This is a genomic window from Mesorhizobium sp. M00.F.Ca.ET.216.01.1.1, assembly GCF_004010325.2.
Classification (GTDB): Bacteria; Pseudomonadota; Alphaproteobacteria; order Rhizobiales; family Rhizobiaceae; genus Mesorhizobium.
Window position 1 is genome coordinate 308,837 of record NZ_SADR02000003.1, and the last position, 24,098, is coordinate 332,934.

The window sequence follows — 24,098 nt, forward strand, 5'->3', positions numbered from 1 at the left end:
CCCTTTTTTCAATTGCCGTCAGCCACCGATTGCGGCTTTGCGGGCTTCAACGATGACGTTGTAGAAGTCTGGCTTGACCGGAACGTAGCCAGTGAAATCGCCGCCCTCAATGCCCTCGAAGCAAGCCTTGTCCTTGGTCGGCAGGCTGGTGAAGAAGTTGGCGAGCTTGGCGGTCGTGTCGGCGCCGAGCGCGGTACGCACGACCAGCGGACCATTCGGGATCAGGCCGGAGCGCCAGACTTCGACGAAGTCGTTGGGGTCGACGGCGCCCTTGGCGACTTCCTTGTGGAAAGTGCCGGAGGTGTAGCCGTTCTTGAAGTCGCCGATGCCGGAGGAATCGTCCACCGCGACGTCGACCTTGCCGTCGCGGACGGCGAGGACGTTGTTTTCATGGCCGCCATTGAACTGGGTCGAGGCGAAGAAGGCTTCGTTCGAGGCGCCGGTGTCCTTTGGGATCTGGGTCAGCGGGATCAGATAGCCCGAGGTCGAGTCCGGGTCGGCATAACCGAGCTTCTTGCCCTTGGCCGACTTGATGTCGGTAATGCCGGAAGACTTGAGCGCCAGGCCGATCGAGTAATAGCCGGTAGCGCCGTCGGTCTGCTGGGTGGTGAGGATCGGAGTAACCGCGTTCGGGTCCTTGAGATAGACGCTGGCATAGCCGGAAGCGCCAAGCTCGGCGAAGTCGAGCGTGCCGCCGAGCAGGCCCTGGATGACGCCGTCATAGTCAGCGGCCGGGAACAGCGATACCTTCTCGAAGCCGAATTCGGTCTTCAGATGATCGGCGAGGCACTGCCAGTTGCGCAGCCGATCGGCCTCGTTCTCGCCGCCAAGGATGCCGACGCGGAATTCCTTGATATCCTGGGCGTGAGCGGCACTTGCGGCTATGGCGAGCAACGAAACGGCGCCAAAAACCATCTTTCTAAACATTGATCTCTCTCCTGTTGGTTCCGGCTTCGCGCCGGTAGCATTCGAATTTTTGACAGATGCCTTTGACGCGGGCGGGCGATCCGAGCGCTCTCAGTACCCAGGAAAAGCTGGCTCGAGCGGTCCGGCGGATGCAGCGATCTTGGGTTTTCTCACGTTGACACTGGTCGAGGTGATGGCCTCGGAGATTTCGCCGCCATTGCTGTCGGCGCCATAGACCATGCGCACGGCTTCGCGGTTGAGGTCTTCGGGCGGGCCGTCGAACACAACCTTGCCGGCGGCCATGCCGATGATGCGGTTGCAATAGGTGCGCGCGGTGTCCAGCGTGTGCAGATTGGTAACGACGGTGATGCCTTGGCGCAGGTTGATGTCCTGCAGCGAATCCATCACCACCTTGGCGTTGAGCGGATCGAGCGAAGCAATCGGCTCGTCGGCGAGCAGCACTTTCGGCTGCTGCATCATGGCACGGGCAATGGCAACGCGCTGCTGCTGGCCGCCGGAAAGCGTGCCGGCTGGCTGCAGCGCCGTGCGGGCGATGTCGAGGCGCTCGAGTGCCGCGACCGCCTCGGCACATTCGGTGCGGGAGAACACGCCGAACAGGTTGGACAGGGTCGAGCGGTGGTTGAGCCGTCCGAGCAGCACATTGGTCAGCACGTCGAGGCGCGGCACCAGGTTGAACTGCTGGAAAATCATGGCGCAGTCGCGCTGCCAGCGCCGGAGCGGCGAGCCGCGCAACTGGGAGACTTCGGCACCGTCGAAGAAGATCGATCCCTGGCTGGGATCGATGAGGCGATTGATCATGCGCAGAAGGGTCGATTTGCCGGCGCCGGAGCGACCGATGATGCCGACCATCTGGCCTTGCGGGATCGAGATATCGACATTGCTGACGGCGGTGTTCTTGCCAAACCGGCGGCTAATGCCGCGGATTTCGAGCGTGGCTGACATTACTGACATGGGCAGGTTCCAGTCCAGTCGCAGTTGAAGGTCTGTTAACCCTCGCTAGCGCAGCCGCGTGAACCTGCGGTGTCGGATTGATGTCAGTTTTGTTACCGCCCACAGGCGCGGGAAAAAGTCCTTTGCTTATGCATGTCGTTGTCCCAAAACCGCGCGCACTTTTGGGCGGCATGCATAGGATCACCCGAGGACCAGCAGCTCCTCGAATTGCCTCATGTCCCTGAAGCCGCAGAATGCCGGAGGCCGCAGATCGATAACCGGAGCCTGACGAGCGAGCAGCGACAGGCAGTCGTCGAACAGGTCCTGCCATTGCGGCGCCCTGTCGTCGTCAAGACGCCAGATCTGATAGGCGAAGGTGATGTGGAACGCATAGTTGTCGTGGTCGGGGTGCCGATATCCGAACGGCACCGACAGAGCATCGCGCCATGCGCGCATGATGCGCTCATCCTCGTCCGAGGCGCCGGCAACGGTCAGGCCAGTCGGCACGACATCGATAACCCTGATCTTGAACGCGCCGCGGCCTTTGAAGCCGTTCAGGCGCTCCAGATAGAGGCGGGTCATGTCGTCGATGCTGGTGTCGAGAGGCACGTCCTGCGGCCAGTAGGGAAACCGGCGGCGATATTCGATGATGCCCTGGAACAGCGTCATATGCAGGCTGGAGACCGGGGTGAAAGCCAGACGGTCGGCATCCGGCATCGCGCGCATCCGTTCGCGCACGTCGAGGACCACCGCTTCGGACGCCGAGCCGCCGACGAGATGGCAGACGACCGTGTTGCCGGGCTCGATAAGAAAATCGCCCGTGGCATCATAGCGCGTGCCGAGATGCACGTGAGGGCTCGGATTCGAGCCCGTGAAGAATCCGGCGAGCGACGATTTGGCGGAGTGAAGCATTGCGATCTCCAGTGAAAGACCGCGTCCTGTCCGAGTCATGCGTCAGGGGCATGAAACGAGCGTGCTCGCCGTAGCGTTCAACCGTATTTTTCCAGAAACGCCTCGGCAGAAAGCTCGCGGAAATCGTCGAGCGCGGCGCGCAGCCGGGCATGGTCCCAATCCCACCAGGCGAGCGCCTGATAGCGCTCGGCGGTGCGGCGGTCGAAGCGCTCGCGGATCGGCTTTGCCGGCACGCCGCCGACGATGGTGTAAGGCGCGACATCCTTCGACACGACCGCGCCGGCACCGACCGCGGCGCCATCCCCGACGGTGACGCCGGGCAGGATGGTCGAGCCGTGGCCGAGCCAGGTGTCGTGGCCGATGGTGACGCGCTTGGCGCGACGCTGGGCGAAGAATTCTGTTTCGTGCTCGGCGTCGTCCCAATAGTCCGAGGCGCGATAGGTGAAATGGTGCAGCGTCGGCCGCCAGGTCGGGTGGTTGGTGGCGTTGACGCGCACGCTGGCGGCAATGTTGGCGAACTTGCCGATCGTCGCACACCAGACGGCGCAGTCCTGCATCATGTAGGAATAGTCGCCGAGGCTGCTTTCCGAAACTCGGCAGCGCTCAGCGATCTCGGTCCAGCGGCCGAGCGTCGAGTCCTCGACTTCCGCCGTCGCGTGGACCAGCGGCGCTTCCGACAGTTTCCTGGTCATGCAGCGATTTTTCCAGCGGCGAAGGCGGTTACGTCGATGATGCGGCCGGCAACTGCCTCGCGCACGTCGTGATCGTGGAAGATACCGAGCAAGGCGACGCCCGCAGCTTTCTTGGCGGCGATCAGTGCAATCACCACATCGCGGTTCCTGGCATCGAGCGAGGCGGTCGGCTCGTCGAGCAGCAGGATCGGATGTTCGGTGATGAAGCCGCGCGCGATGTTGACACGTTGCTGCTCGCCGCCGGAAAACGTAGCCGGCGGCAGCGCCCAGAGTTTTTCCGGCAGGTTTAGCTGCGCCAGGAGGGCGCGTGCCTTGCCGCGCGCATTTTCGCGCTCCTCGCCGCGTTCGACCAGCGGTTCGGCGACGACATCGAGGGCGGAGACACGCGGCACGGTGCGCAGGAACTGGCTGACATAACCGATCGTTTGCCGGCGCACGGCAAGCACGGTGCACGGGGTGGCCGAGGCAAGGTCGATCAGCCCGTCCTCGTGCTGGACGATGATCTGGCCCTCGTCGACGGCATAGTTGCCGTAGAGCATCTTCAGGATCGAGCTCTTGCCGGCGCCGGAAGGGCCGCCGAGCACGGCGCATTCGCCGGCCCTGATCGAGAACGACACACCGGCGACCACCGGCAGCTTGATGCTGTCGCGCAGATGCATGGTGAAGCTCTTGGCGACATCGGAGACAACGAGCGGGGTGGCCATCAGAAAATACTCCAATCGTCATTCGTTTGCGGGCCAACACCCCCCTCCGGCGTGCCGGCCATCTCCCTCTCAAGGGGGGAGATCGGCTGTCGCATTCGGTTTCGCCTTTCTCCTACGTCACAAAACGGGCGGGACATAAAAGCTGCCAATCTCTCCCCTTGAGAGGGAGATGGCCGGCACGCCAGAGGGGGGTACGCCGGAGCAAACATCGTCAAACCTGTAGTATCGAGGATACAAGCAACTGCGTGTAGGGCGCGCGCGGATCGTCGAGCACGCGGTCTGTGAGGCCGCTTTCGACGACGCGGCCGTCCTTCATCACCATCATGCGCTGCGACAGCAGGCGCGCCACCGCAAGGTCGTGGGTGACGACGATGGCCGACAGGCCGAGATCGGTGACAAGGCCGCGCAGCAAGTCGAGCAGGCGCGCCTGCACCGAGACATCGAGACCGCCGGTCGGCTCGTCCATGAACACCAGCCGCGGCCCGGTTACGAGATTGCGGGCGATCTGCAGGCGCTGGCGCATGCCGCCGGAAAAGGCGCGCGGCTCGTCGTCGATGCGGTCCTCGTCGATCTCAACCCGTGACAGCCAGTCGACTGCGGTGGCGCGGATTTTTCCATAGTGGCGGTCGCCCACCGCCATCAGCCGCTCGCCGACATTGGCACCGGCCGAAACCGTCATGCGCAATCCATCGGCGGGGTTCTGGTGGACAAAACCCCAGTCGGTGCGCATCAGGAAGCGGCGCTCGGCCTCGCTCATGCGGTAAAGCTCGCGGAACTGTCCGTCGCGCATGCGGTAACTGGCGGTGCCGGAGCTTGGCAGCAGCCGGGTCGACAGGCAATTGAGAAGCGTCGTCTTGCCGGAACCGGACTCGCCGACCACCGCCAGCACCTCGCCCGGCCACAGGTCGAAGGTGACGTTCTCGCAGCCGACGCGCGAGCCGTAGAATTTCGACAGCGCGGAAACGCGCAGCAGCGGTTCGTCGTCAGTCATTGCGCCGGCTCCATCGTCTCGGGCGCAAGGTGGCCGCGATGGCCTTCCGCCCTCCGCTTCTCGCAATGATCTGTGTCGGAGCAGACGAACATGTGACCGCCAAGGTCGTCGAGGATGACCTCGTCGAGATAGACGTTCTCGGCCGCGCACAGAGCACAGGGCTGGTCGAAGGTCTGCACCTCGAATGGATGGTCCTCGAAGTCGAGGCTGACCACCTCGGTGAACGGCGGCACAGCATAGATGCGCTTTTCGCGGCCGGCGCCGAACAACTGCAAAGCCGGCGAGCGGTGCATCTTCGGATTATCGAATTTCGGCGTCGGCGACGGGTCCATCACGTAGCGGCCCTCGACCTTGACCGGATAGGCATAGGTGGTGGCGATGCGGCCGTGCCTGGCGATGTCCTCATAGAGCTTGACATGCATGAGGCCGTATTCCTCCAGCGCATGCATTTTGCGCGTTTCGGTCTCGCGCGGCTCGAGGAAGCGCAGCGGCTCGGGGATCGGCACCTGGTAGACCAGCACCTGGCCCGCTGTCAGCGGATGTTCGGGAATGCGGTGGCGAGTCTGGATGATGGTCGCTTTTGCCGTCTCGGTGGTCACGGCGACATTGGCGACCTTCTTGAAGAAGGCGCGGATCGAGACCGCATTGGTGGTGTCGTCGGCGCCCTGATCGATGACCTTCAGCACGTCGTCAGGCCCGATGATCGAAGCGGTGACCTGGACGCCGCCGGTGCCCCAGCCATAGGGCATCGGCATCTCGCGCGAGGCGAACGGCACCTGATAGCCAGGAATGGCTATGCCCTTGAGGATCGCGCGGCGGATCATCCGCTTGGTCTGCTCGTCGAGATAGGCGAAGTTGTAGGCGGCGATGTCGGTTGGTTGTGCGGTCATTCCGCGGCCTCCCTTTTTTCTTCGGCCCTACCGGCGCGTTCGCGGGCGTCGTGCTCGGCGCGCATGCGGCGCACCAGGTCGAGCTCGGCCTGGAAGTCGACATAGTGCGGCAGCTTCAAATGCTCGACGAAGCCGGTCGCCTGGACATTGTCTGAATGCGAGATGACGAACTCCTCGTCCTGCGCGGCGGCGACGACATCTTCGCCGAATTCCGAGGCGCGCAGTGCGCGGTCGCACAGCGCCATGGCCATCGCCTTGCGCTCACTCTGGCCGAAGACGAGACCGTAGCCGCGGGTGAATTGCGGTGGCGCCTTGGCCGAACCCTTGAACTGATTGACCATCTGGCATTCGGTGACGCGGATTGAGCCGAGCGGCACGGCGAAAGGCAGCTCCGGCACTTCCAGTTCCAGCTCGACCTCGCCGATGCGGACTTCGCCGACAAAGGGGTGGTTGCGGGCATAGCCGCGCTGGGTGGAGTAGCCGAGCGCCAGCAGAAAGCCCTCATCGCCGCGCGACAGCGCCTGCAGGCGGATGTCGCGCGCCATCGGAAATTCCAGCGGCTCGCGGGTGATGTCGCCGGGGACATGATCCTGCGGCATGTCGCCGTCGGGCTCGATCAGGCCTTCGCGGGCGAGGATCGCTGAAACGCGCGGCATGACTTCGGAATCGCCAGCGCGCTGCAGCGGCTCTGCGACATTGCCGCCGGCGGCAAGCTCAGGATCGAGCAGGCGGTGGGTGTAGTCAAAGGTCGGGCCGAGCAACTGGCCGCCGGGCAGGTCCTTGTAGGTCGCCGAAACGCGCCGCTCGGCCAACATCGCGCCGGTGTCGATCGCCCTGGTGTAGCCGAAGCGTGGCAGCGTTGTGCGATAGGCGCGGACCAGGAAGATCGCCTCTATCATGTCGCCGCGTGCCTGGACGATGGCGAGTGCCGCCAATTCGCGGTCATAGAGCGAGCCTTCGCTCATCACCCGGTCGACGCCGAGTGCCAGCTGCTCGACGATCTGGTCGAGGCGAAGCGCCGGCACGGAACGATCGCCGCGCCGGCGATCGGCGAGCAGTCTGTGGGCATTGGCGATGGCAGCTTCGCCGCCTTTTACCGCGACATACATTCTACGTCTCCATCGTCTTGATGTGCGTCGTGCGCGGTAGGCAGGCGACGCCGTCAGGGCCGGCAAGGATGATGTCGACGCCGCGCGGAAAGCGCTGGTTGTTCTGCTTCCACTGTTCGACGAAATGACGCGGCATCTGAGCCGGCGCGATCGTCATTGTCAGTTCAATGCCGGGGCCTTCGAGCAACAGAGGCGTGCCAGAGACGAAATCGCTGACCTGCAGGATCAGTGTGGTGGAACGGTCGGGATAATCCTGGGTGCCTTGCGAAAAGCCGTCGAGCGCCATCATTTCGGCCGGCGAGGCAATCAACGCGAAATGGGCATCGGCCGGCGTATTGGCCAATGGCGCACCGGTGTGGAAACCAAGCCAGGATTTGACCGCAGGGGAGGCCTGCAAAGCAGGGTCGAGCCAGTGCGGCGTGTCGTTGTCGCAAAGCGCCAGCACGATAGCGCCGGTGGTGGCCGACAGCGGCGCCGGCGGGCGGGCAAACACCGGCAGGGGCTGCAGCGTTCCGGGCCGCGCCATTGCATCCATGACGGCGCGAAACACCATCTGCGCATTGAACACCGGATCGGCGAAGCCGCCTTCGATCGATTGCGTTGCGATGTCCATCAGTCTTCTCCGCGCACCATGGTGAAGAAATCAACCTTCGTTGCCGCCGTCTCGGCCCGACGCTGCTCACGCGCCTTGGCCTGTGCCGCCTGCAACGGCGCGACGATCCTGGTCTCGATCTCGCTGCGATGAGCTGGATCCTGCCAGAGCGCGTCGGCGATCGCCGCCAGCCCCGCTTTTTGCTTGTCGCGGCCGAGTGTGTAGCAGTGGCCGACCTGCCCGGACGGAAGCCGCACCGTGGCGCGGGTGACGGTTGCCTCGCCGACATTGAACGGTGCGCCGCCGCCGCCGACGCGGCCGCGCACGGTGACCAGGCCGGTCTCGGGACCGCGCAAGAATTCCGCCTCCGAAGGCAGGCCGGCCTCGTTCCAGAGGCGGACGATGTCATCGCCGGTCGACTGCGCCAGCGTCGCCATGACGGCCTTGCGCTCGGCCTGATCCCGCGCTTGCTGTCCTCGCATGACCGGAGCTCCTTCTCGATCAAAATTTGTCTATTGATATAGACAACTATACAAATTATATCTACTATCTAGCGTGTGTCCATGACGGGTGGATGACATGGGCGAAAAGATTGGGGAGATTGGGGGCGAAAATGATCGGGCGGCAGATGGCAAACAGCATCGAACGGCGCAGCGGCGTTTCGCTGTGGCGGCAGATCGCCGACCAGATCCTGCATTCGATCGCCGTTGGCGATTTCGCGGAGCATGCTGCGCTGCCGCCAGAGGTTGCGCTGGCCGAACGTTATGGCGTCAACCGCCATACTGTGCGCAGCGCCATCGCCGCGCTGGTGCAGGAGGGCGTGCTCAGGGCTGAGCAGGGGCGTGGCACCTTCGTGCTGTCGCGCAAGCGCCTATCCTATCCGATCGGCACGCGAACACGCTTTTCGACAGGCCTGCAAGGGCAAGCATCCGAACGCCTTAGCATTTTGCTTGAGTCGGCCGTCGAGCCGGCCAGCCGGCGCGTCGCCGAGGGGCTTGGTCTTGCCAAAGGCTCGAACGTCATACGCCTGGAAACACGCGGCGAGGCCGACGGACAGCCGGTGTCGCGCGCCACCGGCTGGTTCGACGCGAAACGCTTCGCCGGCATCGATGCCGCGATGGCGGAAACCGGTTCGGTCACCGCTTCGCTGGCGCGTTTCGGGGTCAGCGATTATCTCAGGCAATCGACAGTGCTGTCGGCGCGCCATGCGGATGCCGCCGATCTCGCCGATCTCGATCTGCGGCCGGGCGCCATCGTGCTGGTCACGCTCGCCGTCAACGTCACGCCGGACGGCCAACCGATCCAGTTCGCCGAGACACGGTTCCCGGCTGAGCGGGTCGAGCTCAAACTGTCGGCGCTTTAGCCAACGTCGCAGGCCATCTGCAGGTGGCGCAGGAGCGCCTATCCCTGTCTCATCCGACCTGGATGACAGCCTTGATCAGGCCAGATTTTTCATGCGCCCAGCGGGCGAGGTCGCGCGGTGTGTCCGCAAGCGTCGTGTGATGGGTGACGAGCTTTGCCAGCGGCACCGCGCCATTGCGGATCGAGGCGGCAACGTGTTCGAAGTCGGCGCGCAGCGCGTTGCGGCTGCCGATCAACGTCATCTCGCGCTTGTGGAATTCGGGGTCGGAAAAGGCGATGTCGTCCTTGACGACGCTGACCAGGACCAGCGTTCCGCCATGCGCGACATGGGCGAAGGCCGACTGGACCGACTGGGTGTTGCCGGTGGCATCGAATACCACGTCGAAACCGTCGCCTTCGGTCGCGTCTCGCACCAGATCGGTGGCCGAGCCGCGTGAGCCGTCGAGGATCGAAAAGCCGAGTTCACCTTCGGCAAAACCCAGTCGTTCCGTGCTCATGTCGAGCAGCGTCACGTCGAACCCGGTGATGCGGGCAAACAGCGCCGTGCCGAGCCCGATCGGCCCGGCGCCGATGACCAGCGTGCGTGCGCCGGGATGGCCCAGCGAACGCCGCACGGCGTGCGCGCCGATCGCCAGAAACTCGACGGCGGCGGCATCCGCCAGCGACAGGCCGTTTGCCGGATAAAGGTTTTGCGCCGGCACCAGAGTCTGCCCGCACATGGCGCCGTCGCGGTGAACGCCGAGCACTTCGATCTTGACGCAACAGTTGGGTTTGCCTTGCCGGCAGGCGATGCATTTGCCGCAGGCGAGATAGGGGTTGATGACGACCGGTTCGCCGACGGCAAGGTCGTCGACGCCTTCGCCAACCTCCAGCACGGTTCCCGATACTTCATGGCCCATGATGCGGGGATAGGCGAGGAAGGGATGCTTGCCCTCGAAGATGTGGTAATCGGTGCCGCAGATGCCGACATGGCTGACCGCGACCAGCGCCCAGCCGGAAGGCGGTGCACCCGGCGCCGGGCGGTCTTCCAGGACAAGGTCGCCGGGCGACCGGCAGACTACGGCTTTCATGCTTCAATCCAGTCTGTTCATGGCACCGCCGGACCCGCGATGCCGGGCCGGCGGTTGTTAAAGGTAAGCCTACTTGCCGCGGCGGCGCAGGCCGTCGAAATAGACAATGACGATGATCAGCACGCCGGTGATGATGCGCTGCCAGAAGGCGTTGACGTTCAAGAGATTGGCGCCGTTATTGATGGTGGCGAGAATGAAGGCGCCGAGCAGCGGTCCGTGCACAGAGCCGACGGCGCCGAACAGCGAGGTGCCGCCGATCACCGACGAGGCGATTGCCTGCAACTCCCAGCCCTCGGCCTGGGTGGGATTGCCGATGCCGATGCGCGATGCGAGCAGCACGCCGACAAAAGCCGCGCACAGGCCAGACAGCGTATAGGCCATGTAAATGGTGCGCTGGACGTTGACGCCGGAAAGCCGCGAGGCCTCGGCATTGGAGCCGACCGAGAACAGGTAGCGGCCCCAGCGGCTGTGATGCAGGAAGATGTAGGCGGGGATGCCGACCAGGATCACCATCCAGAACAGGTTGGGGACGCCGAGGGAGGAGCTGCGCGAGAACAGCTGGAAGGCGTCGTTGTTGATCGAGATCGAGTTGCCGTTGGTCATCAAAAGGCCGATGCCGCGCAGCGAGGTCAGGGTCGCCAGCGTGATGATGAACGGCGGCAGACCCATCTTGACGATGCCGAAGCCATGGAACAGGCCGATGGCGACGCCGACTAAAAGTGTGATCAGGATGGCGAGGATAACCGGCACCCCGGCGTTGATCAGCATCGCTGCGATGACGGTGGCGAAGCCGACCACGGCGCCGACGGAAAGGTCGATGCCGCCGGTGATGATGACGAAGGTCTGGCCAACGGCCAGGATGGCGATCATCGAACCCTGCCGCAGCAGGTTCGAAATGTTGTTGGCGGAGGCGAAGCTCGGCGTCGCCACCGACAGGATGACCCACAACAGCACCAGCAGCGCCAGCAGTGTCAGCCCGAACAGGGCGTTATAGTTCCGCTTCGGTTTTTCGGCAGGAATCGCCTCGGTGCTCATATCTGTCCTCCCAGCTTTTCTTGTTTCTCGGCGAGCGCCTGAGTGAGAATGTCCTCGTGATTGGCGGTGCGGAAGCCGTGCGTGGCCACCAGCTTGCCGCGCCGGAACACATGCAGCGTGTCGGCGAGCTCGTAGACCTCCGGCAGATAGGACGAGATCAGGATGATGCCGGCGCCTTTAGACAAAAGCGCGCCGAACAGGCGGTAGATCTCGGCCTTGGTGCCGACATCGACGCCGACCGTCGGCTCGTCGAAGATGAACAGCTTGGCGCCGTGCGCCAGCCATTTGCCGATGACGATCTTTTGCTGGTTGCCGCCGGACAGGCTGGAGGCGAGCGCATGACGCGTCGGCGTCTTGATCCTGAGGTTGGCGATCTGGCGATCCGCCTCGGCCTTCTCCTGCGTGCTGGAGATCAGCAGATTGCTCGATATGCGCTTGTAGATCGGCAGGTTGAGGTTGAGGCCGACCGGCAGGTTGAGGCAGAGGCCCTGGTCACGGCGGCTTTCCGGCGCCAGCGCCATGCCGAGCCGGATCGCGTCGTGCTCGGAGTTGACCTGAACCTCGTTACCTTGCCAGAAAATCTGGCCGGCCGACTTGCGATGGCGGCCGTAGAGCGTGGTGACGAACTCGCTGCGCCCGGCGCCGATCAGGCCGTAGAGCCCGACGATCTCGCCTGCGCGGACGGACATCGAGACATTTTCGAAGCCCTTTCCCGACAGGTTTCTCGCTTCGACAAGCGTCGCACCTGGTGTGAAATGCTCCTTGTGGTAGACCTGCTCGATCGAGCGGTTGATCATCATCTTGACCAGCTCGGCGTCGTTGGTTTCGGCGATGTTCCGGGTGCCGACCAGCGTGCCGTCGCGCAGCACCGAGACGCGGTCGGCGAGCTCGAACACCTCTTCCATGCGATGGCTGATGTAGATGATGGTGACGCCTTCGCCCTTCAGCCGGCGGATCAGCGTGAACAGCTGGTCGGCCTCCTTGCGGGTGAGATAGGCAGTCGGTTCGTCGAAGATCAGGAATTTGGTGCCGCGCACGGTGGCGCGCGCGGCGGCGATCAGTTGCTGCTGGCCGATGGTCAGGTCGCCCAGCACGACATGCGCCGGCAGGTCGAAGCCGAGATCGTCGATGATCTTCTGCGCTTCCCTGACCATCGCCCGCTGCTGCAGGATGCCGAAGCGGGAATCCTCCTCGCCGAGGAACATGTTGGCGGCGACTGTGAGATGGCGGCACAGAACGACTTCCTGATGCACGGCATTGATGCCGAGCGCCATCGCCTCGTGCGGCGTCGCCAGTGCCTCCGGCTTGCCCTCCCAGATGACCTCTCCGGAAGTGCGCGGCATAACGCCGGTCAAAAGCTTGATCAGAGTGGATTTGCCGGCGCCGTTCTCACCGACGATGGCGTGGATTTCAGCGGCCTTGAAGGCGAGGTCAACCGGCTTCAGTGCGTGCGTGCCGGGATATCGCTTTTCCAGCCCTTTGAGTTCGAGGATCGTCCTGCCGGGTTCCAGCACGGGGGCCGGGTGCAATTCTTGCGCCGTCGACGTCATGACAGTCCTCCCAGAACTCGCCTCTCGATTGGCACGCGGCGAGGCCGGTCGCATCGCCAAGATAATTAAGCCGGCTAATTTCCAAGCTGCTTACGCGACAGTGCTTCCGGGGCAACGAGGCCCCGGAAACGGTGCGCCTATACCGGTGCTCAGTCGAGCTTCGGATTGAGCAGCGCGTCGATCTTCGGATCCTTCATGTTGGCTTTGGTGACGAGGTTGGCGCCGGTATCGACATTGGCCTCGACCTTCTCGCCCTTCGAAGCGGCGAGCGCGGTCTTGATGCCGTCATAGCCCATCCGGTACGGATCCTGGACGACGAGGCCGGAAATGACGCCGTCGTTGAGGAACTTGACCAGCTTCTCGTCGCTGTCGAAGCCGATCAGTCCGACCTTGCCGGCAAGGCTGTTCTCGGCGATCGCCTGACCGACGCCTTGCGCCATGATCAGGTTGGAGGCGAAGATGCCCTTGAGGTTCGGGTTGGCGGTGATCAGGTCGGTCGCGATGTTGAGGCCGGTGGTGGCTTGGCCGTCGGCGTATTTGTCGGCGACCAGCTTGAGGCCCGGATATTTGGCGGCGAGCTGCTCCTTGAAGCCCTGGGCACGCTGTTCGAGCGATCCGGCGCCGGGAAGCGCGGTGATCAGGGCGACCTCGCCCTCGATCTTGCCGCCATTGGCTTCGCCGATAGCCGCCGCGAGGCCGTCAGCGGCGACGCGGCCGCCCTGGATGTTGTCGGTGGTCAGGAATGAGGTGAAGGCCTTGGAGTCGGCGCCGGAGTCGATGCCGATGATCTTGACCTTGGTGGCAGCCTCGTCGATCGGCTTGCCGAGCGCCTTGGCTTCGGTCGGTGCAATGACGACGGCGGCCGGGTTGCCTGCGACGGCGTTTTCAAGGATCGAGATCTGGCCGTTGACGTCGGTCTCGGCCTGGGCGCCGAGTTCCGGCACGTTGACGCCGAGGTCCTTGCCGGCCTTGCGGGCGCCGGCCAGAACGATCTGCCAGTAGAAAGAGGTGGTGTCCTTGACGATGATCGGAATGGTTGCGTCCGCCGCCGAAACCGGCGCCGAATGCATCACGCCGGCAAGCATCGAGGCGGCTGCGAGTGCCACGAATGCGCGGCGGTTGAGAATGCTGGTCACGAATTTCATAAGATTCCTCCCTAAGTCGCCCGGTGAACGTTACGGAAGCTCCATTCGGGCAGGCGTGGTCCAAACGGAACTTTATCAATAAAAAACAGTTACCGCTTTTTGATAGTGCATCGGTTCGGTCGACGCAAGCGGTGTTTCGTACCGGTCTCCGTATAGCTAGGCGGGACGGGAGCCCTCCTTGCCGATCCTCATTGCCACGCTCAAACCTGCAGATCCTCTCTGATAGCCATGGAATATTAATTCCATTCCATAGTCAATATGGAATATTCATTCTTTTTTGAGATGCTTCCAGATCACATAGTTGGGCGTTTAGCCGCAGAGCGGATGCAGACCGCAGCGAATTAGCCGAGTTTCTGCACGATCGTGTAAGGACTGTACTTGGTGAATTCCGTTTCCGGCACCTGGATTTCGAGCAGCTCGAGATTTCGCGCGAGGTTGGCGGGCTTGCCGGTGCCTGTCAGCACGCTGGCCACCACAGGCTCGTGCAGTGGGAACTGGAACGCCGCAGCGGCAAGCGGATAACCCCCCTCGTCGGCGATTTTTTCCATGGCGCCGACACGGTCGAGAATGTCCGCGGTGGCCGGCAGGTAGTCGAAATGCGCGCCTGGCACCGGACCGGTGGCCAGGATGCCGGAATTGAAGACGCCGCCGATGATCAGCGAGGTCTGCCGTTGCTGGCAAAGCGGCAGCAGTTCGGCTTCGGCGGTGCGGTCAAGCAGCGAATAGCGGCTGGCCAGCAGGATGCAGTCGAGCGGCGCCTGGCGCAGGACGTCGAGACAGACCTGCACCTCGTTGACACCCAGGCCGTAGGCCGAAATGACCCTGGACGACTTCAGCTCTTCCAGCGCCTTCAGCCCGCCATCCATCAATTGGCGAAAATGCTGCTTCGTCTTCTCGACGCCATGCGTATAGACACCGATGTCGTGGACGAACAGGATGTCGATCCGGTTGAGGCCAAGCCGCGCATAGCTGAACTCCACCGAGCGCATGATGCCGTCATAGGAATAGTCATAGTCGAGCGCGAAGGGCAGCGGATCGACATAGGAGTGGTCCGGAACCTGGTCTTCCGGCACCGGGTGAAACAGGCGGCCGACCTTGGTGGACAGCACGTAGGATGAGCGCGGCTTGTCACGCAGGAAATCGCCGAAGCGGCGTTCCGAGAGGCCGAAGCCGTAGAAGGGCGCGGTATCGAAATAGCGCAAGCCGGCATCCCAGGCGCCCTGCAGCGTTTCCATCGCCGCCTCGCGCGGGCAGCCCCGGTAGAGGCCGCCGACCGCCGCGCCGCCGAAGCTGACCTCGGTTATTTCTAGCGAGGTACTGCCGACACGGCGTTTCTTCATGCAAAGCCTCCCACCGGCCATTGTCCGGCCCGTCTATTGTCTTCGGCGGTTAATGGTAGGGCTAGAGGGTCGCCCCGAGGTGCCACGGCACGAACTCGTTGTCGCCGTAGCCGAATACCTCGCTCTTGGTCTTGCGCCCGGAAGCCGTCTCTACGATCAGTTCGAAAATCTCGCGGCCCATACCGGCGATGGTCTTTTCACCGGAGGCGATGACGCCGCAGTTCACGTCCATGTCCTCTTCCATGGCGTGATACATGGTCGAGTTGGTGGCGACCTTGATCGACGGCGTCGGCCGGCAGCCGAAGCAGGAGCCGCGGCCGGTGGTGAAGACGATGACGTTGGCGCCGCCGGCAACCTGGCCGGTGGCGGAGACCGGGTCGTAACCGGGGGTATCCATGAACACCAGCCCGTGGCCCGTGACCTTCTCGGCATAGCCGAAGACGCCGTTGAGCGGCGTCTGGCCGCCCTTGGCCACCGCGCCCAGCGACTTTTCCAGGATGGTGGTCAGACCGCCGCGCTTGTTGCCGGGCGAGGGATTGTTGTCGATGGAGGCGCCATGCTTGGCGACATGGTCTTCCCACCACTTCACATAGCCGTCGAGTTTGGCGGCGATCTCCGGGGATGCCGCGCGATAGGCGAGCAGGTGCTCGGCACCGTAGATTTCGGTGGTCTCGGAAAGGATACCGATGCCGCCGACGCCGGCGAGGATGTCGACGGCGGCTCCCAGCGCCGGATTGGCGGTGATGCCGGACATGCCGTCGGAGCCGCCGCACTGCAGGCCGACGACGATCTCGCTGACCGGGATCGGCTCACGCTGCAGCTTGCCGACTTCTTCAGCGATCTCGGCGAGCACGCCCATCGCCTTCTCGACCGATTTGCGCGAGCCGCCGGCTTCCTGGATGTTGAAATGGCGTTTTCCGGCAGCGGCGCCTTTTTGGCCGTAGAGGGTGAGCTGGTTGACCTCGCAACCGAGCCCGACCATCAGCACGCCGCCGAAATTCGGATGGCGGGCATAGCCGGCCAGCGTGCGATGCAGCACCATCATGCCGTCGCCGGTGGCACTCATGCCGCAGCCCTGGCCGTGGACGATCGGAACGAAGCCGTCGATACCCGGATATTTTGGCAAAAGCCTGCGGTTCGCCTCGTCGGCGATGGCGTGGCAGACGGTGGCCGAGCAATTGACGCTGGCGATGATGCCGATGAAGTTGCGTGTGCCGGCACGGCCGTCGGCGCGGCGGTAGCCCATGAAGGTGCGGGCGCGGTCGGCCTCCGTCGCGTGCACCGCCTCGCTCGGCGGCACCACAGGCAAGCGCCCGGACTCGAAAACCAGATTGTGCGAGTGAACATGCTCGCCAGGCGCAATATCCTGCGTGGCGCGACCGATCGCCTGGGCGTATTTAACAACGGCATCGCCGGCACGGATCGGCTTGATCGCCACCTTGTGGCCGGGCTCGATCAGTGCCGTGGCGACGGCGCCGCCCGGCAGCACGGAGCCGATCTCGATGCGGCCATTGGCAACTACGACATTGTCGGCGGGGGACAGAAGAATGCTGTTTGCGGCGTTCACGGGCAGTTTCCTGGGTGAGTTCCTGGGACGCGCGCGGATTGACACGCGCCTATTAATGGATAATGTCTTTTATCGTGAAAAAACATTTTTGCGTCAATGTTTTTTTCGTGAGAGTGTTGCGCGTTCTTTTGGACGCAAAGGACGCTCTACAACTAAAGCTAGAATTGCGCATGATGCTTTCCGAAAGCGATTCGCTTTTTGGGATCATGCTAGCAGCATCTGTCATATCGCGCTTCAAGCCAGCTGCTGCAAGCGCCGGCGCGCAACGGGGCAGGGATGTCGAAGAGCAACAACGTCTACAAGGACGCCTATAATCGAGGTCTCCGGCTGCTCGATGAAACGAAGAGCCTGCCGTCCGAGCCCGAACTCGGCACGCTGCTCGGCGTCAGCCGCACGACGGTGCGCACCATCCTTGCCCGCATGGAAGAGACGGGACTGATCGACTGGAACAAGCGCAGCAAGACGGTTCTGCGTACGCCGCGACCGGACGATTTCTTCCCCGAGGAAGAGACCGATACGCTGGCGCAGATCATCGAGCGCTCGTTCATGCGGCGGCTGCTTGTCGGCGGCGCCGAGGCCGGCATGCAGATCAACGAACTCGAACTGGCGCGCGAGATCGGCGTCGGCACCACCAGCGTGCGCGAGTTCCTGATCCGCTTTTCCCGCTTCGGCCTGATCGAGAAGCGCCGCAACAGCCACTGGGTGCTGAAAGGCTTCACCCGCGCCTTCGCGCTGGAGCTGACGGAAATACGCGAAATGTTCGAGTTGCGCTCGGCCGCCGCCTTTGCCGCCTTGCCGGAGGACAGTCCGGTCTGGGCCGACCTCGATCGGCTGGAAGAGGAGCATCGCATGCTGGCGCGCGAGATCGCCATCCGCTTCAACGAATTCTCCGAGCTGGACGAGCGCTTTCACCGCCTGATCCATCGCGCATCGCACAACCGCTTCATCGTCGACTTCTACGACGTCATCGCCATGATCTTCCACTACCACTATCAATGGAACAAGGCACAGGAACGCGAACGCAACGAAGTCGCGGTGGCCGAGCATCTGGCCTACATCGCGGCGCTCAAATCGCGCGATCTCGGCAAGGTCGACGCCGCCTGCCGCAAGCATCTGAAGTCGGCGCGAAATACGCTGCTGACCTCGATCCCCGAAGGCCGGCAGCAGCAACGGGCTTAAGCGCGCCGCGTCTGGATTCATGCGACGCGCTTTCGTTTTCCCAAAATCGCTGCGCCGCCCTCGGGTCAGGCCCGAGGGGAGCTTTTGGGCGACATGCATCAATCGCGCCGCGTTGCCGCAGCAGTAATTTGGCAATTTTCCGCACGACGGCGTCGTGCTAGGTATCTGCGGTTGCTGCGTGAAGAGGCAGGTTCTTGAACATCCGGCGGAGACGATGGAGCATGCCGGCCGCATTCGCCGCGGCCTGTTTGCTGTTGCTTCAGTCTATGCTGGGCGCATCTGCCTTCGGCACGGGGCCGAATGCCTCGCAACTTGACGCGTTCGGCAACGTCATCTGCACCCATGAAGGTGCCGCCCAGCTTCCTAGCGGCGATCCGCACCAGCACCTGCCGACCTGCTGCGTTCTTGGCTGCGGCATGCTTTCGCCGGCCTATGTGCCGCCAGGTGCCGGCACATTGCTCGGCAGCCTTTCTTCAGAAGCCGTCGCCTTCGTGCTTCCGGCGTTCCGGCACCCCGATTTTGCCCGCAACCGCTCCCCGTCGAACCCGCGCGCGCCGCCGGCTGCGGCCTGAGCCGCATCCGTTCGTCTCGCGGAACTTTTCGTGGGCGTATTCATCCAACAATCGAAACTGTGCGCGACCGGCCAACGGCGCGATCTCACTTTCATGGAGCAATCATGTCTTACTCTTTCCGTGCGCGGCTTGGGCGCTACAGTCCCTTCCCGCGCAGCTTCGAGGAACCCCTCGGCATCACCGTGTTGGTTCTCGCCCTCTTGTTTATCAGTGCCCAGGCCGTCTTTGCGCATGAGTTCAAGGTCGGCGACCTCGAGATCGGACATCCCTGGTCGCGCGCCACACCGGCCGGCGCCAAGGTGGCCGGCGGCTATTTCACCATCACCAATACCGGCAGTTCGCCAGACCGATTGCTGTCGATTTCGTCCGACATTTCGGCCAAGGCCGAACTGCATGCGATGGGTGTGAGCAATGGCGTCATGACCATGCGGCCGGTCACCGGTGGCCTCGAGATTCCAGCTGGCGGCAAGGTGGCGCTAGCGCCCGGCGGCTATCATCTGATGTTCGTCGATTTGAAGCGGCAGCCGAAGCAAGGCGAAAAATTCTCCGCCACGCTGACCTTCGAGAAGGCTGGCACTGTCACCGTCGAGTTTGCGGTGGAAGGCATCGGCGCAACGGGCGGCATGGACGATCATGCTGATTGATCCGGTCAGAAATCGAGATTTGAGGGATATCATGAAAAAGTATCTTCTGGCCGCCGGGACGCTTGTCGTTCTCGGCACGAGCGGGGCCTTCGCCCACGTCACGCTCGAAACCCAGGAGGCAGCAGTCGGCTCGACCTACAAGGCTGTTCTGCGTGTGCCGCATGGCTGTGACGGCAAGGCGACGACCGCCGTGCGCGTGCAAATCCCGGAAGGTGTGATTTCGGTGAAGCCGATGCCGAAGCCGGGCTGGACGTTGCAGGTCAAGAAAGGCAAATACGAGAAATCCTATCAGCTTTACGGCCAGGCGGTGGCCAGTGGTGTCAAGGAGGTCGACTGGAGCGGCGGCAGCCTGCCGGACGAGTTCTACGACGAGTTCGTCTTCCGCGGGACACTGGCAGCAGACCTGCCGGCCGGTGAAAAGCTCTACTTCCCGGTGGTGCAGGAATGCGACGGTGCCGCCGACCGCTGGATCGAGATTCCGGCGGCAGGCCAGGATGAGGATGCACTGGAGTATCCGGCGCCCGGCATCAAGCTCTTGCCGAAGAAGTGATCTCCTGGTGGCGCTCATTTTTCGGATGGTCGAGCGCGCTGCTGTTTTGTGGTGGTGACATGAGCGCGGCATTCTTCCTACAAAAGGCTTGCATGCCGGGTAAGCACGTCAATCGGCTTGCCGTTGGCCTGTTGGCCATGCTGGTGTTGCTTGCCGTCATTGCCGTGCCTGGCGCCGCCTTTGCCCATGCGGCGCTGATCACAACCGATCCGGGCGACGGCGCGGTGCTGGCACAAAGCCCGACGCAATTCTCGCTGACCTTCAGCGAACCGGTGTCGCCGCTGGTGCTGACCCTGGTGCAGCCCGACGGCACGCCGCTTCAACTGACTGCCTTTCGCCTCAGCGATCGGATGGTCGAGATCGATAATCCGCAAACGCTGAAGTCCGGCACGCATGTGCTGAGCTGGCGGGTGATTTCCGCCGATGGCCATCCGGTCGGCGGCGCCGTGCTGTTTTCTGTCGGCGCGCCCAGTGCGCGGCCAGCTGTGAACGAAGCCGTCGACTGGGACCTCAGGTCGGCGATCTGGATCGGCAAAGTGTTTCTCTATATCGGGCTCTTTCTCGGCGGCGGCGGCGCCTTTGCGCTGGCTTGGCTGGCGCAGGGCGGGCATTCCGGCCAGCGCTTCGTCATCGCTGCGATCCTGTGCGGGCTGGTCGCGACACCCCTGTCGCTTGGCTTGCAAGGGTTGGATGCGCTTGGCGCGCCGCTCGCCCGGCTGGCGCAGCCGGTCGTCTGGCAGACCGCGCTCGACACAAGCTTCGGCTGGACGGTGCTGATCGCGCTGGTGGCGCTGGGGCTTGGGCTGCTGTCGCTGGCCGGGCGCAGCGGTGCAAAACTGTTCGCTCTTGCCGGGCTGACCGGTGCCGGCGCTGCACTCGCCGCCAGCGGACACGCAAGTGCTGCCGAACCGCAGTGGCTGACCAGGCCGATGGTGTTCCTGCACGGCGCCGGGATTGCCTTCTGGGCCGGGGCCTTGGTGCCGCTTGGTCTCGCAGTGCGGCGTCAGCCGGCCAAAGCTGGGTCCTTCCTGCGCCGGTTTTCGCGGGCGATCCCTTTTGTCGCGGCCGTGCTCGCTGCCGCCGGCATCGTGCTGGCCGTCATCCAGGTGCAGACGCCGGCAGCGCTGGTCGGGACCGCCTATGGGCAATTGCTGCTGGTCAAGCTGGTGCTGCTCGTTTTTCTGTTCACGCTTGCCGCCGTCAATCGCTGGAAGCTCACGGCTCCAGCCGAAGCGGGAGAGACCGAAGTGCAGAGGAGGTTGGTCCGCTCGATCGGCATCGAGACGCTGATCGTGCTGGCAATATTCGGCGTTGCCGCCGGCTGGCGCTTCACGCCGCCGCCGCGCGCGCTGGCGATCGCCGCTGCACAACCGGCATCGGTGCATATCCACGCGCTAAAGGCGATGGCCGACCTCAGCATCACGCCCGGCCATGCCGGGCCAGTTGCCGCCTCGATGGTCATCATGACCGGCGACTTCGGGCCGCTCGACGCCAGAGAAGTGACACTGGTGCTGTCGAAACCCGATTCCGGCATCGGGCCCATAAAGCGTTCGGCGACGAAGCCCGGCGACGGCAGCTGGCGCGTCGAGGGTCTCATCATTCCAGTTCCCGGCCGGTGGATGGCACGGATCGACATTCTCGTCTCGGATTTCGAGATGGTGAAGATCCAGGCGCCGATCGACATCAGGCCGTAACGGGGACGGTACCCCTTCTCGGGTGCGAGGCTGCGACAAGCACAATATTGAGCGACACAATTCGGCGAGGCGGTTGACGCCGCCGCGAAGGCCCGTCAATCATCACGGGAAGAATGGGCATCGGCGCAAATCGCCGCCTCAACAAGATCCGGAAACAGGGAAGAAACGATGGAAAAAGCCGAAATCGGCCTGATCGGCCTTGGCACGATGGGCTCCAACCTGGCGCTCAACATCGCCGAGAAGGGGAACCGGATCGCCGTTTTCAACCGCACCGCGGCGCGAACCGACGCTTTCATCGAAAATGCCGGCGCGCTGAGGGACAGGGTGGTGCCCTGCTACAGCCTGGAGGAACTCGCCGCCGCCATCCGGCCGCCGCGCCCGATCATCATCATGGTGCTCGCCGGCAAGCCGGTCGACGAACAGATTGCGGCGCTGCGCGGCGTGCTGTCGGCCAACGACATCGTCATCGACGCCGGCAACGCCAATTTCCGCGACACGATGCGGCGCTTCTCCGAGCTTTCCGGCTCGGGTCTCACCTTTATCGGCATGGGCGTGTCCGGCGGCGAGGAGGGCGCGCGCCATGGTCCCTCGATCATGGTCGGCGGCACCGAAGAGTCCTGGAAGCGGGTCGAAAAGGTGCTGACAGCGATTTCGGCCAAGTTCAGGGATGAGCCTTGTGCGGCGTGGCTCGGCACCGACGGCGCCGGGCATTTCGTCAAGACAATCCACAACGGCATCGAATATGCCGACATGCAGATGATCGGCGAGATCTACGGCATCCTGCGCGATGGGCTCGGCATGGGGCCGAAGGAAATCGGCACAGTGTTTTCCGGCTGGAACAAGGGTCGGCTCAACTCCTATCTGATCGAGATCACCGCCAAGGTGCTGGCTGCTGACGATCCGAAGACCGGCAAGCCGGTGGTCGACATCATCCTCGACCGCGCCGGCCAGAAAGGCACCGGCAAATGGTCGGTCATCGAGGCGCAGCAGCTCGGCATCCCGGCCACCGCGATCGAGGCGGCGGTGGCGGCGCGTGTGCTGTCGTCGATCAAGGATGAGCGGCTGGCGGCGGAAAAGGCCTATGGCAATGGCGGGGTGACCAAGATCTCCGGGGACAAGGACGCACTCCTCAAGGATCTCGAGCTGGCGCTGTTTGCCGGCAAGATCGCCGCCTACGCGCAAGGCTTCGCGGTGATGAGCGGCGCATCGAAGGAATTCAACTGGAACCTGCCGATGCCGACCATCGCCAAGATCTGGCGGGCCGGCTGCATCATCCGCTCGCAATTGCTGGACACCATGGCGGAAGCCTTCGGCGCTGGCGGCGCAGCCACCAATCTTTTGATGGCGCCGGCCTTCATCGCCATGATGCAGGAGGCACATCCCTCGCTTCGGCGCATCGTGGCAAGGGCATCGGAAGCGGGCTCGCCGGTGCCGGCATTGTCTTCCGCGCTTGCCTATTTCGACAGCTATCGGCAAGGCCGCGGCACCTCGAACCTGATCCAGGCGCAGCGCGATTTCTTCGGCGCGCATGGCTTCGAGCGCATCGACGGACCGGGCGCCTTCCATGGACCATGGGGAAGCGGAGCTGCCGGCTAGTTGGGGTGGCGATAGGCCTGCACTTTGCTCGGCACGCTCAGGCTCTGTAGGGTGCCTGGGGCGGCGCCGCCGATCCAGCCCAGCACGGAGCGGGCGAGTTCGGCGCCGGCCAGCCGGAAGTTCTCGTTGACGACCAGCAATTCCCTGCGGAACAGATGCAGCAGTTCCGACGACTGCTTGGACACCACATCGACATCGCGGCCGAGCTTGAGGCCGGCGTCCTCGATGCCGGCGACGATGGCGAGCGTCGCGGCGGCGGCGCTGCTGATGAAACCATCCGGCCTGACGTCACGGCGCATGACCTGCGCGGTCCTCATTCTGATCTGCTCGATCGAATGGTCGATCGAAACCGTGTTGAACGGGATTTCGCTGGCGCCGACCTCGCTCAGCGCATCGGTAAAGCCGTTCAGCGTGTGGCGGTAATAGGTGAGTTCGACAGGCGGTGCCAGCAGAGCGAGCCTGCGGCGGCCGATGCCGGCCAGATGGCGAACCGCCTCGGCCGCGAAAGCGTAATTGTCGAAGTCGTGGTAGGGGTGGATCAGCCCCATATCGGTGCGGCCATGCGTGGCAAAGGGAATGCCGCGCTCCAGCATGTAACGGGCCCTCGGGTCGTTCGGTTGCGTGCGCGAAATGATGACGCCGTCGGCGGAACCGGTTTCCACCAGGTAGCGTATCGGATCCAGGGGATCCTGCGAGCGCGAATAGGGCGTGACGATCAGATGATAGGGCGTATCGGCGATGACTTCCGAGACACCGTAGATGATGTCCGAGACAAAGCTCATGATCTCGTGCTCGGTGTTGAGCACCAGGCTGATGACGTTGGTCTTGCCGGTCCTGAGGCGCACGCCGGCACGGTTCGGCCGGTAGCCGATCTGCTTGGCGACGAGCTGGACGCGCCGCCTGGTCTCGGCGCCGATTTCGGGCGCGTCCTTCAGCGCACGTGAGACAGTGGTGACGCCCAGCCCGGTCATGAAGGCGAGCGTCTTCAGCGTCGGCCGGCCCGTCGCCTCGTCGTCCTTGCTCCGACCTCTGTCCATTCGTCCCGCC

At 63.7% G+C, this 24,098-nt stretch carries 24 protein-coding genes; 7 read left to right on the forward strand and 17 right to left on the reverse strand.

Features of this window, described 5'->3' with window-relative positions:
• Positions 1–18: 18 nt before the first annotated feature.
• The 10 genes from phnD to phnG all read right to left on the reverse strand — a co-directional run bounded on the left by phnD (position 19) and on the right by phnG (position 8,229).
• Positions 19–927 (reverse strand): phosphonate ABC transporter substrate-binding protein, encoded by a 909-nt coding sequence (gene phnD, locus EN859_RS06530; protein ID WP_127852371.1) that lies wholly within the window; start codon positions 925–927, stop codon positions 19–21.
• Positions 928–1,017: 90 nt separating this feature from the next.
• Positions 1,018–1,878, reverse strand: a complete 861-nt coding sequence (phnC, locus tag EN859_RS06535) for a phosphonate ABC transporter ATP-binding protein (RefSeq protein ID WP_127852370.1) — start codon at positions 1,876–1,878, stop codon at positions 1,018–1,020.
• A gap of 180 nt (positions 1,879–2,058) precedes the next feature.
• Entirely contained in the window at positions 2,059–2,769 is a 711-nt protein-coding gene (locus EN859_RS06540) for a DUF1868 domain-containing protein (RefSeq protein WP_127852369.1), read from the reverse strand.
• A 77-nt stretch (positions 2,770–2,846) separates the two neighbouring features.
• Entirely contained in the window at positions 2,847–3,461 is a 615-nt protein-coding gene (locus tag EN859_RS06545) for a DapH/DapD/GlmU-related protein (protein ID WP_127852368.1), read from the reverse strand.
• Positions 3,458–4,165, reverse strand: a complete 708-nt coding sequence (gene phnL, locus EN859_RS06550; RefSeq protein WP_127852367.1) for a phosphonate C-P lyase system protein PhnL — start codon at positions 4,163–4,165, stop codon at positions 3,458–3,460. The genes EN859_RS06545 and phnL overlap by 4 nt, the downstream gene beginning before the upstream one ends.
• A 211-nt stretch (positions 4,166–4,376) precedes the next feature.
• Positions 4,377–5,156, reverse strand: coding sequence for a phosphonate C-P lyase system protein PhnK (phnK, locus tag EN859_RS06560; RefSeq protein ID WP_127852366.1), 780 nt, complete (start codon positions 5,154–5,156; stop codon positions 4,377–4,379).
• Positions 5,153–6,046, reverse strand: coding sequence for an alpha-D-ribose 1-methylphosphonate 5-phosphate C-P-lyase PhnJ (locus tag EN859_RS06565; RefSeq protein WP_127852365.1), 894 nt, complete (start codon positions 6,044–6,046; stop codon positions 5,153–5,155). The genes phnK and EN859_RS06565 overlap by 4 nt, the downstream gene beginning before the upstream one ends.
• Positions 6,043–7,155: a carbon-phosphorus lyase complex subunit PhnI gene (locus EN859_RS06570; protein WP_127852364.1), complete on the reverse strand. Its 1,113-nt coding sequence runs from the start codon at positions 7,153–7,155 to the stop codon at positions 6,043–6,045. Before EN859_RS06570 ends, EN859_RS06565 begins: the two co-directional genes overlap by 4 nt.
• 1 nt (position 7,156) lies before the next feature.
• Positions 7,157–7,768 carry a phosphonate C-P lyase system protein PhnH gene (gene phnH, locus EN859_RS06575; protein WP_127852363.1) on the reverse strand — a complete coding sequence of 204 codons (612 nt, stop codon included), beginning with the start codon at positions 7,766–7,768 and terminating at the stop codon, positions 7,157–7,159.
• Positions 7,768–8,229: a phosphonate C-P lyase system protein PhnG gene (phnG, locus tag EN859_RS06580; protein WP_127852362.1), complete on the reverse strand. Its 462-nt coding sequence runs from the start codon at positions 8,227–8,229 to the stop codon at positions 7,768–7,770. The genes phnH and phnG overlap by 1 nt, the downstream gene beginning before the upstream one ends.
• Positions 8,230–8,360: 131 nt before the next feature.
• Here phnG and phnF point away from each other — a divergent pair, with 131 nt between their 5' ends.
• Complete coding sequence (gene phnF / locus EN859_RS06585) at positions 8,361–9,110, forward strand: phosphonate metabolism transcriptional regulator PhnF (protein WP_127852361.1); 750 nt, start codon at positions 8,361–8,363, stop codon at positions 9,108–9,110.
• Positions 9,111–9,159: 49 nt separating this feature from the next.
• Here phnF and EN859_RS06590 read toward each other — a convergent pair whose 3' ends face one another.
• From EN859_RS06590 to EN859_RS06615, 6 genes are all read right to left on the reverse strand, one after another.
• Positions 9,160–10,179 (reverse strand): zinc-binding alcohol dehydrogenase family protein, encoded by a 1,020-nt coding sequence (locus EN859_RS06590; RefSeq protein WP_127852360.1) that lies wholly within the window; start codon positions 10,177–10,179, stop codon positions 9,160–9,162.
• A gap of 69 nt (positions 10,180–10,248) precedes the next feature.
• A complete protein-coding gene (locus EN859_RS06595; RefSeq protein ID WP_127852359.1) occupies positions 10,249–11,214 on the reverse strand; it encodes an ABC transporter permease in 966 nt (321 codons plus the stop codon).
• Positions 11,211–12,764, reverse strand: coding sequence for a sugar ABC transporter ATP-binding protein (locus EN859_RS06600; protein WP_127852358.1), 1,554 nt, complete (start codon positions 12,762–12,764; stop codon positions 11,211–11,213). Before EN859_RS06600 ends, EN859_RS06595 begins: the two co-directional genes overlap by 4 nt.
• A 149-nt stretch (positions 12,765–12,913) precedes the next feature.
• Entirely contained in the window at positions 12,914–13,909 is a 996-nt protein-coding gene (locus tag EN859_RS06605) for an ABC transporter substrate-binding protein (protein ID WP_127852357.1), read from the reverse strand.
• A 341-nt stretch (positions 13,910–14,250) separates the two neighbouring features.
• Entirely contained in the window at positions 14,251–15,249 is a 999-nt protein-coding gene (locus EN859_RS06610; RefSeq protein WP_127852356.1) for an aldo/keto reductase, read from the reverse strand.
• Between the two features lie 61 nt (positions 15,250–15,310).
• On the reverse strand, positions 15,311–16,816 hold the full coding sequence (locus tag EN859_RS06615; protein ID WP_127852355.1) for an altronate dehydratase family protein: 1,506 nt from the start codon (positions 16,814–16,816) through the stop codon (positions 15,311–15,313).
• A 276-nt stretch (positions 16,817–17,092) separates the two neighbouring features.
• Between EN859_RS06615 and EN859_RS06620 the strand changes: the two genes are divergently transcribed.
• From EN859_RS06620 to gndA, 6 genes are all read left to right on the forward strand, one after another.
• A complete protein-coding gene (locus EN859_RS06620) occupies positions 17,093–17,995 on the forward strand; it encodes a GntR family transcriptional regulator (protein WP_127852354.1) in 903 nt (300 codons plus the stop codon).
• 221 nt (positions 17,996–18,216) lie between these two features.
• Positions 18,217–18,567, forward strand: a complete 351-nt coding sequence (locus EN859_RS06625; protein WP_127852353.1) for a hypothetical protein — start codon at positions 18,217–18,219, stop codon at positions 18,565–18,567.
• A 104-nt stretch (positions 18,568–18,671) separates the two neighbouring features.
• Positions 18,672–19,211, forward strand: a complete 540-nt coding sequence (locus EN859_RS06630; protein ID WP_127852352.1) for a copper chaperone PCu(A)C — start codon at positions 18,672–18,674, stop codon at positions 19,209–19,211.
• Positions 19,212–19,242: 31 nt separating this feature from the next.
• On the forward strand, positions 19,243–19,761 hold the full coding sequence (locus EN859_RS06635) for a YcnI family protein (protein ID WP_127852351.1): 519 nt from the start codon (positions 19,243–19,245) through the stop codon (positions 19,759–19,761).
• A gap of 59 nt (positions 19,762–19,820) precedes the next feature.
• Positions 19,821–21,455 carry a copper resistance CopC/CopD family protein gene (locus EN859_RS06640; protein WP_127852350.1) on the forward strand — a complete coding sequence of 545 codons (1,635 nt, stop codon included), beginning with the start codon at positions 19,821–19,823 and terminating at the stop codon, positions 21,453–21,455.
• Positions 21,456–21,623: 168 nt separating this feature from the next.
• Positions 21,624–23,051, forward strand: coding sequence for an NADP-dependent phosphogluconate dehydrogenase (gndA, locus tag EN859_RS06645; RefSeq protein WP_127852349.1), 1,428 nt, complete (start codon positions 21,624–21,626; stop codon positions 23,049–23,051).
• Here the strand turns inward: gndA and EN859_RS06650 are convergent.
• On the reverse strand, positions 23,048–24,088 hold the full coding sequence (locus EN859_RS06650) for a LacI family transcriptional regulator (protein ID WP_127852348.1): 1,041 nt from the start codon (positions 24,086–24,088) through the stop codon (positions 23,048–23,050). The genes gndA and EN859_RS06650 overlap by 4 nt on opposite strands.
• Between the last annotated feature and the right edge of the window lie 10 nt (positions 24,089–24,098).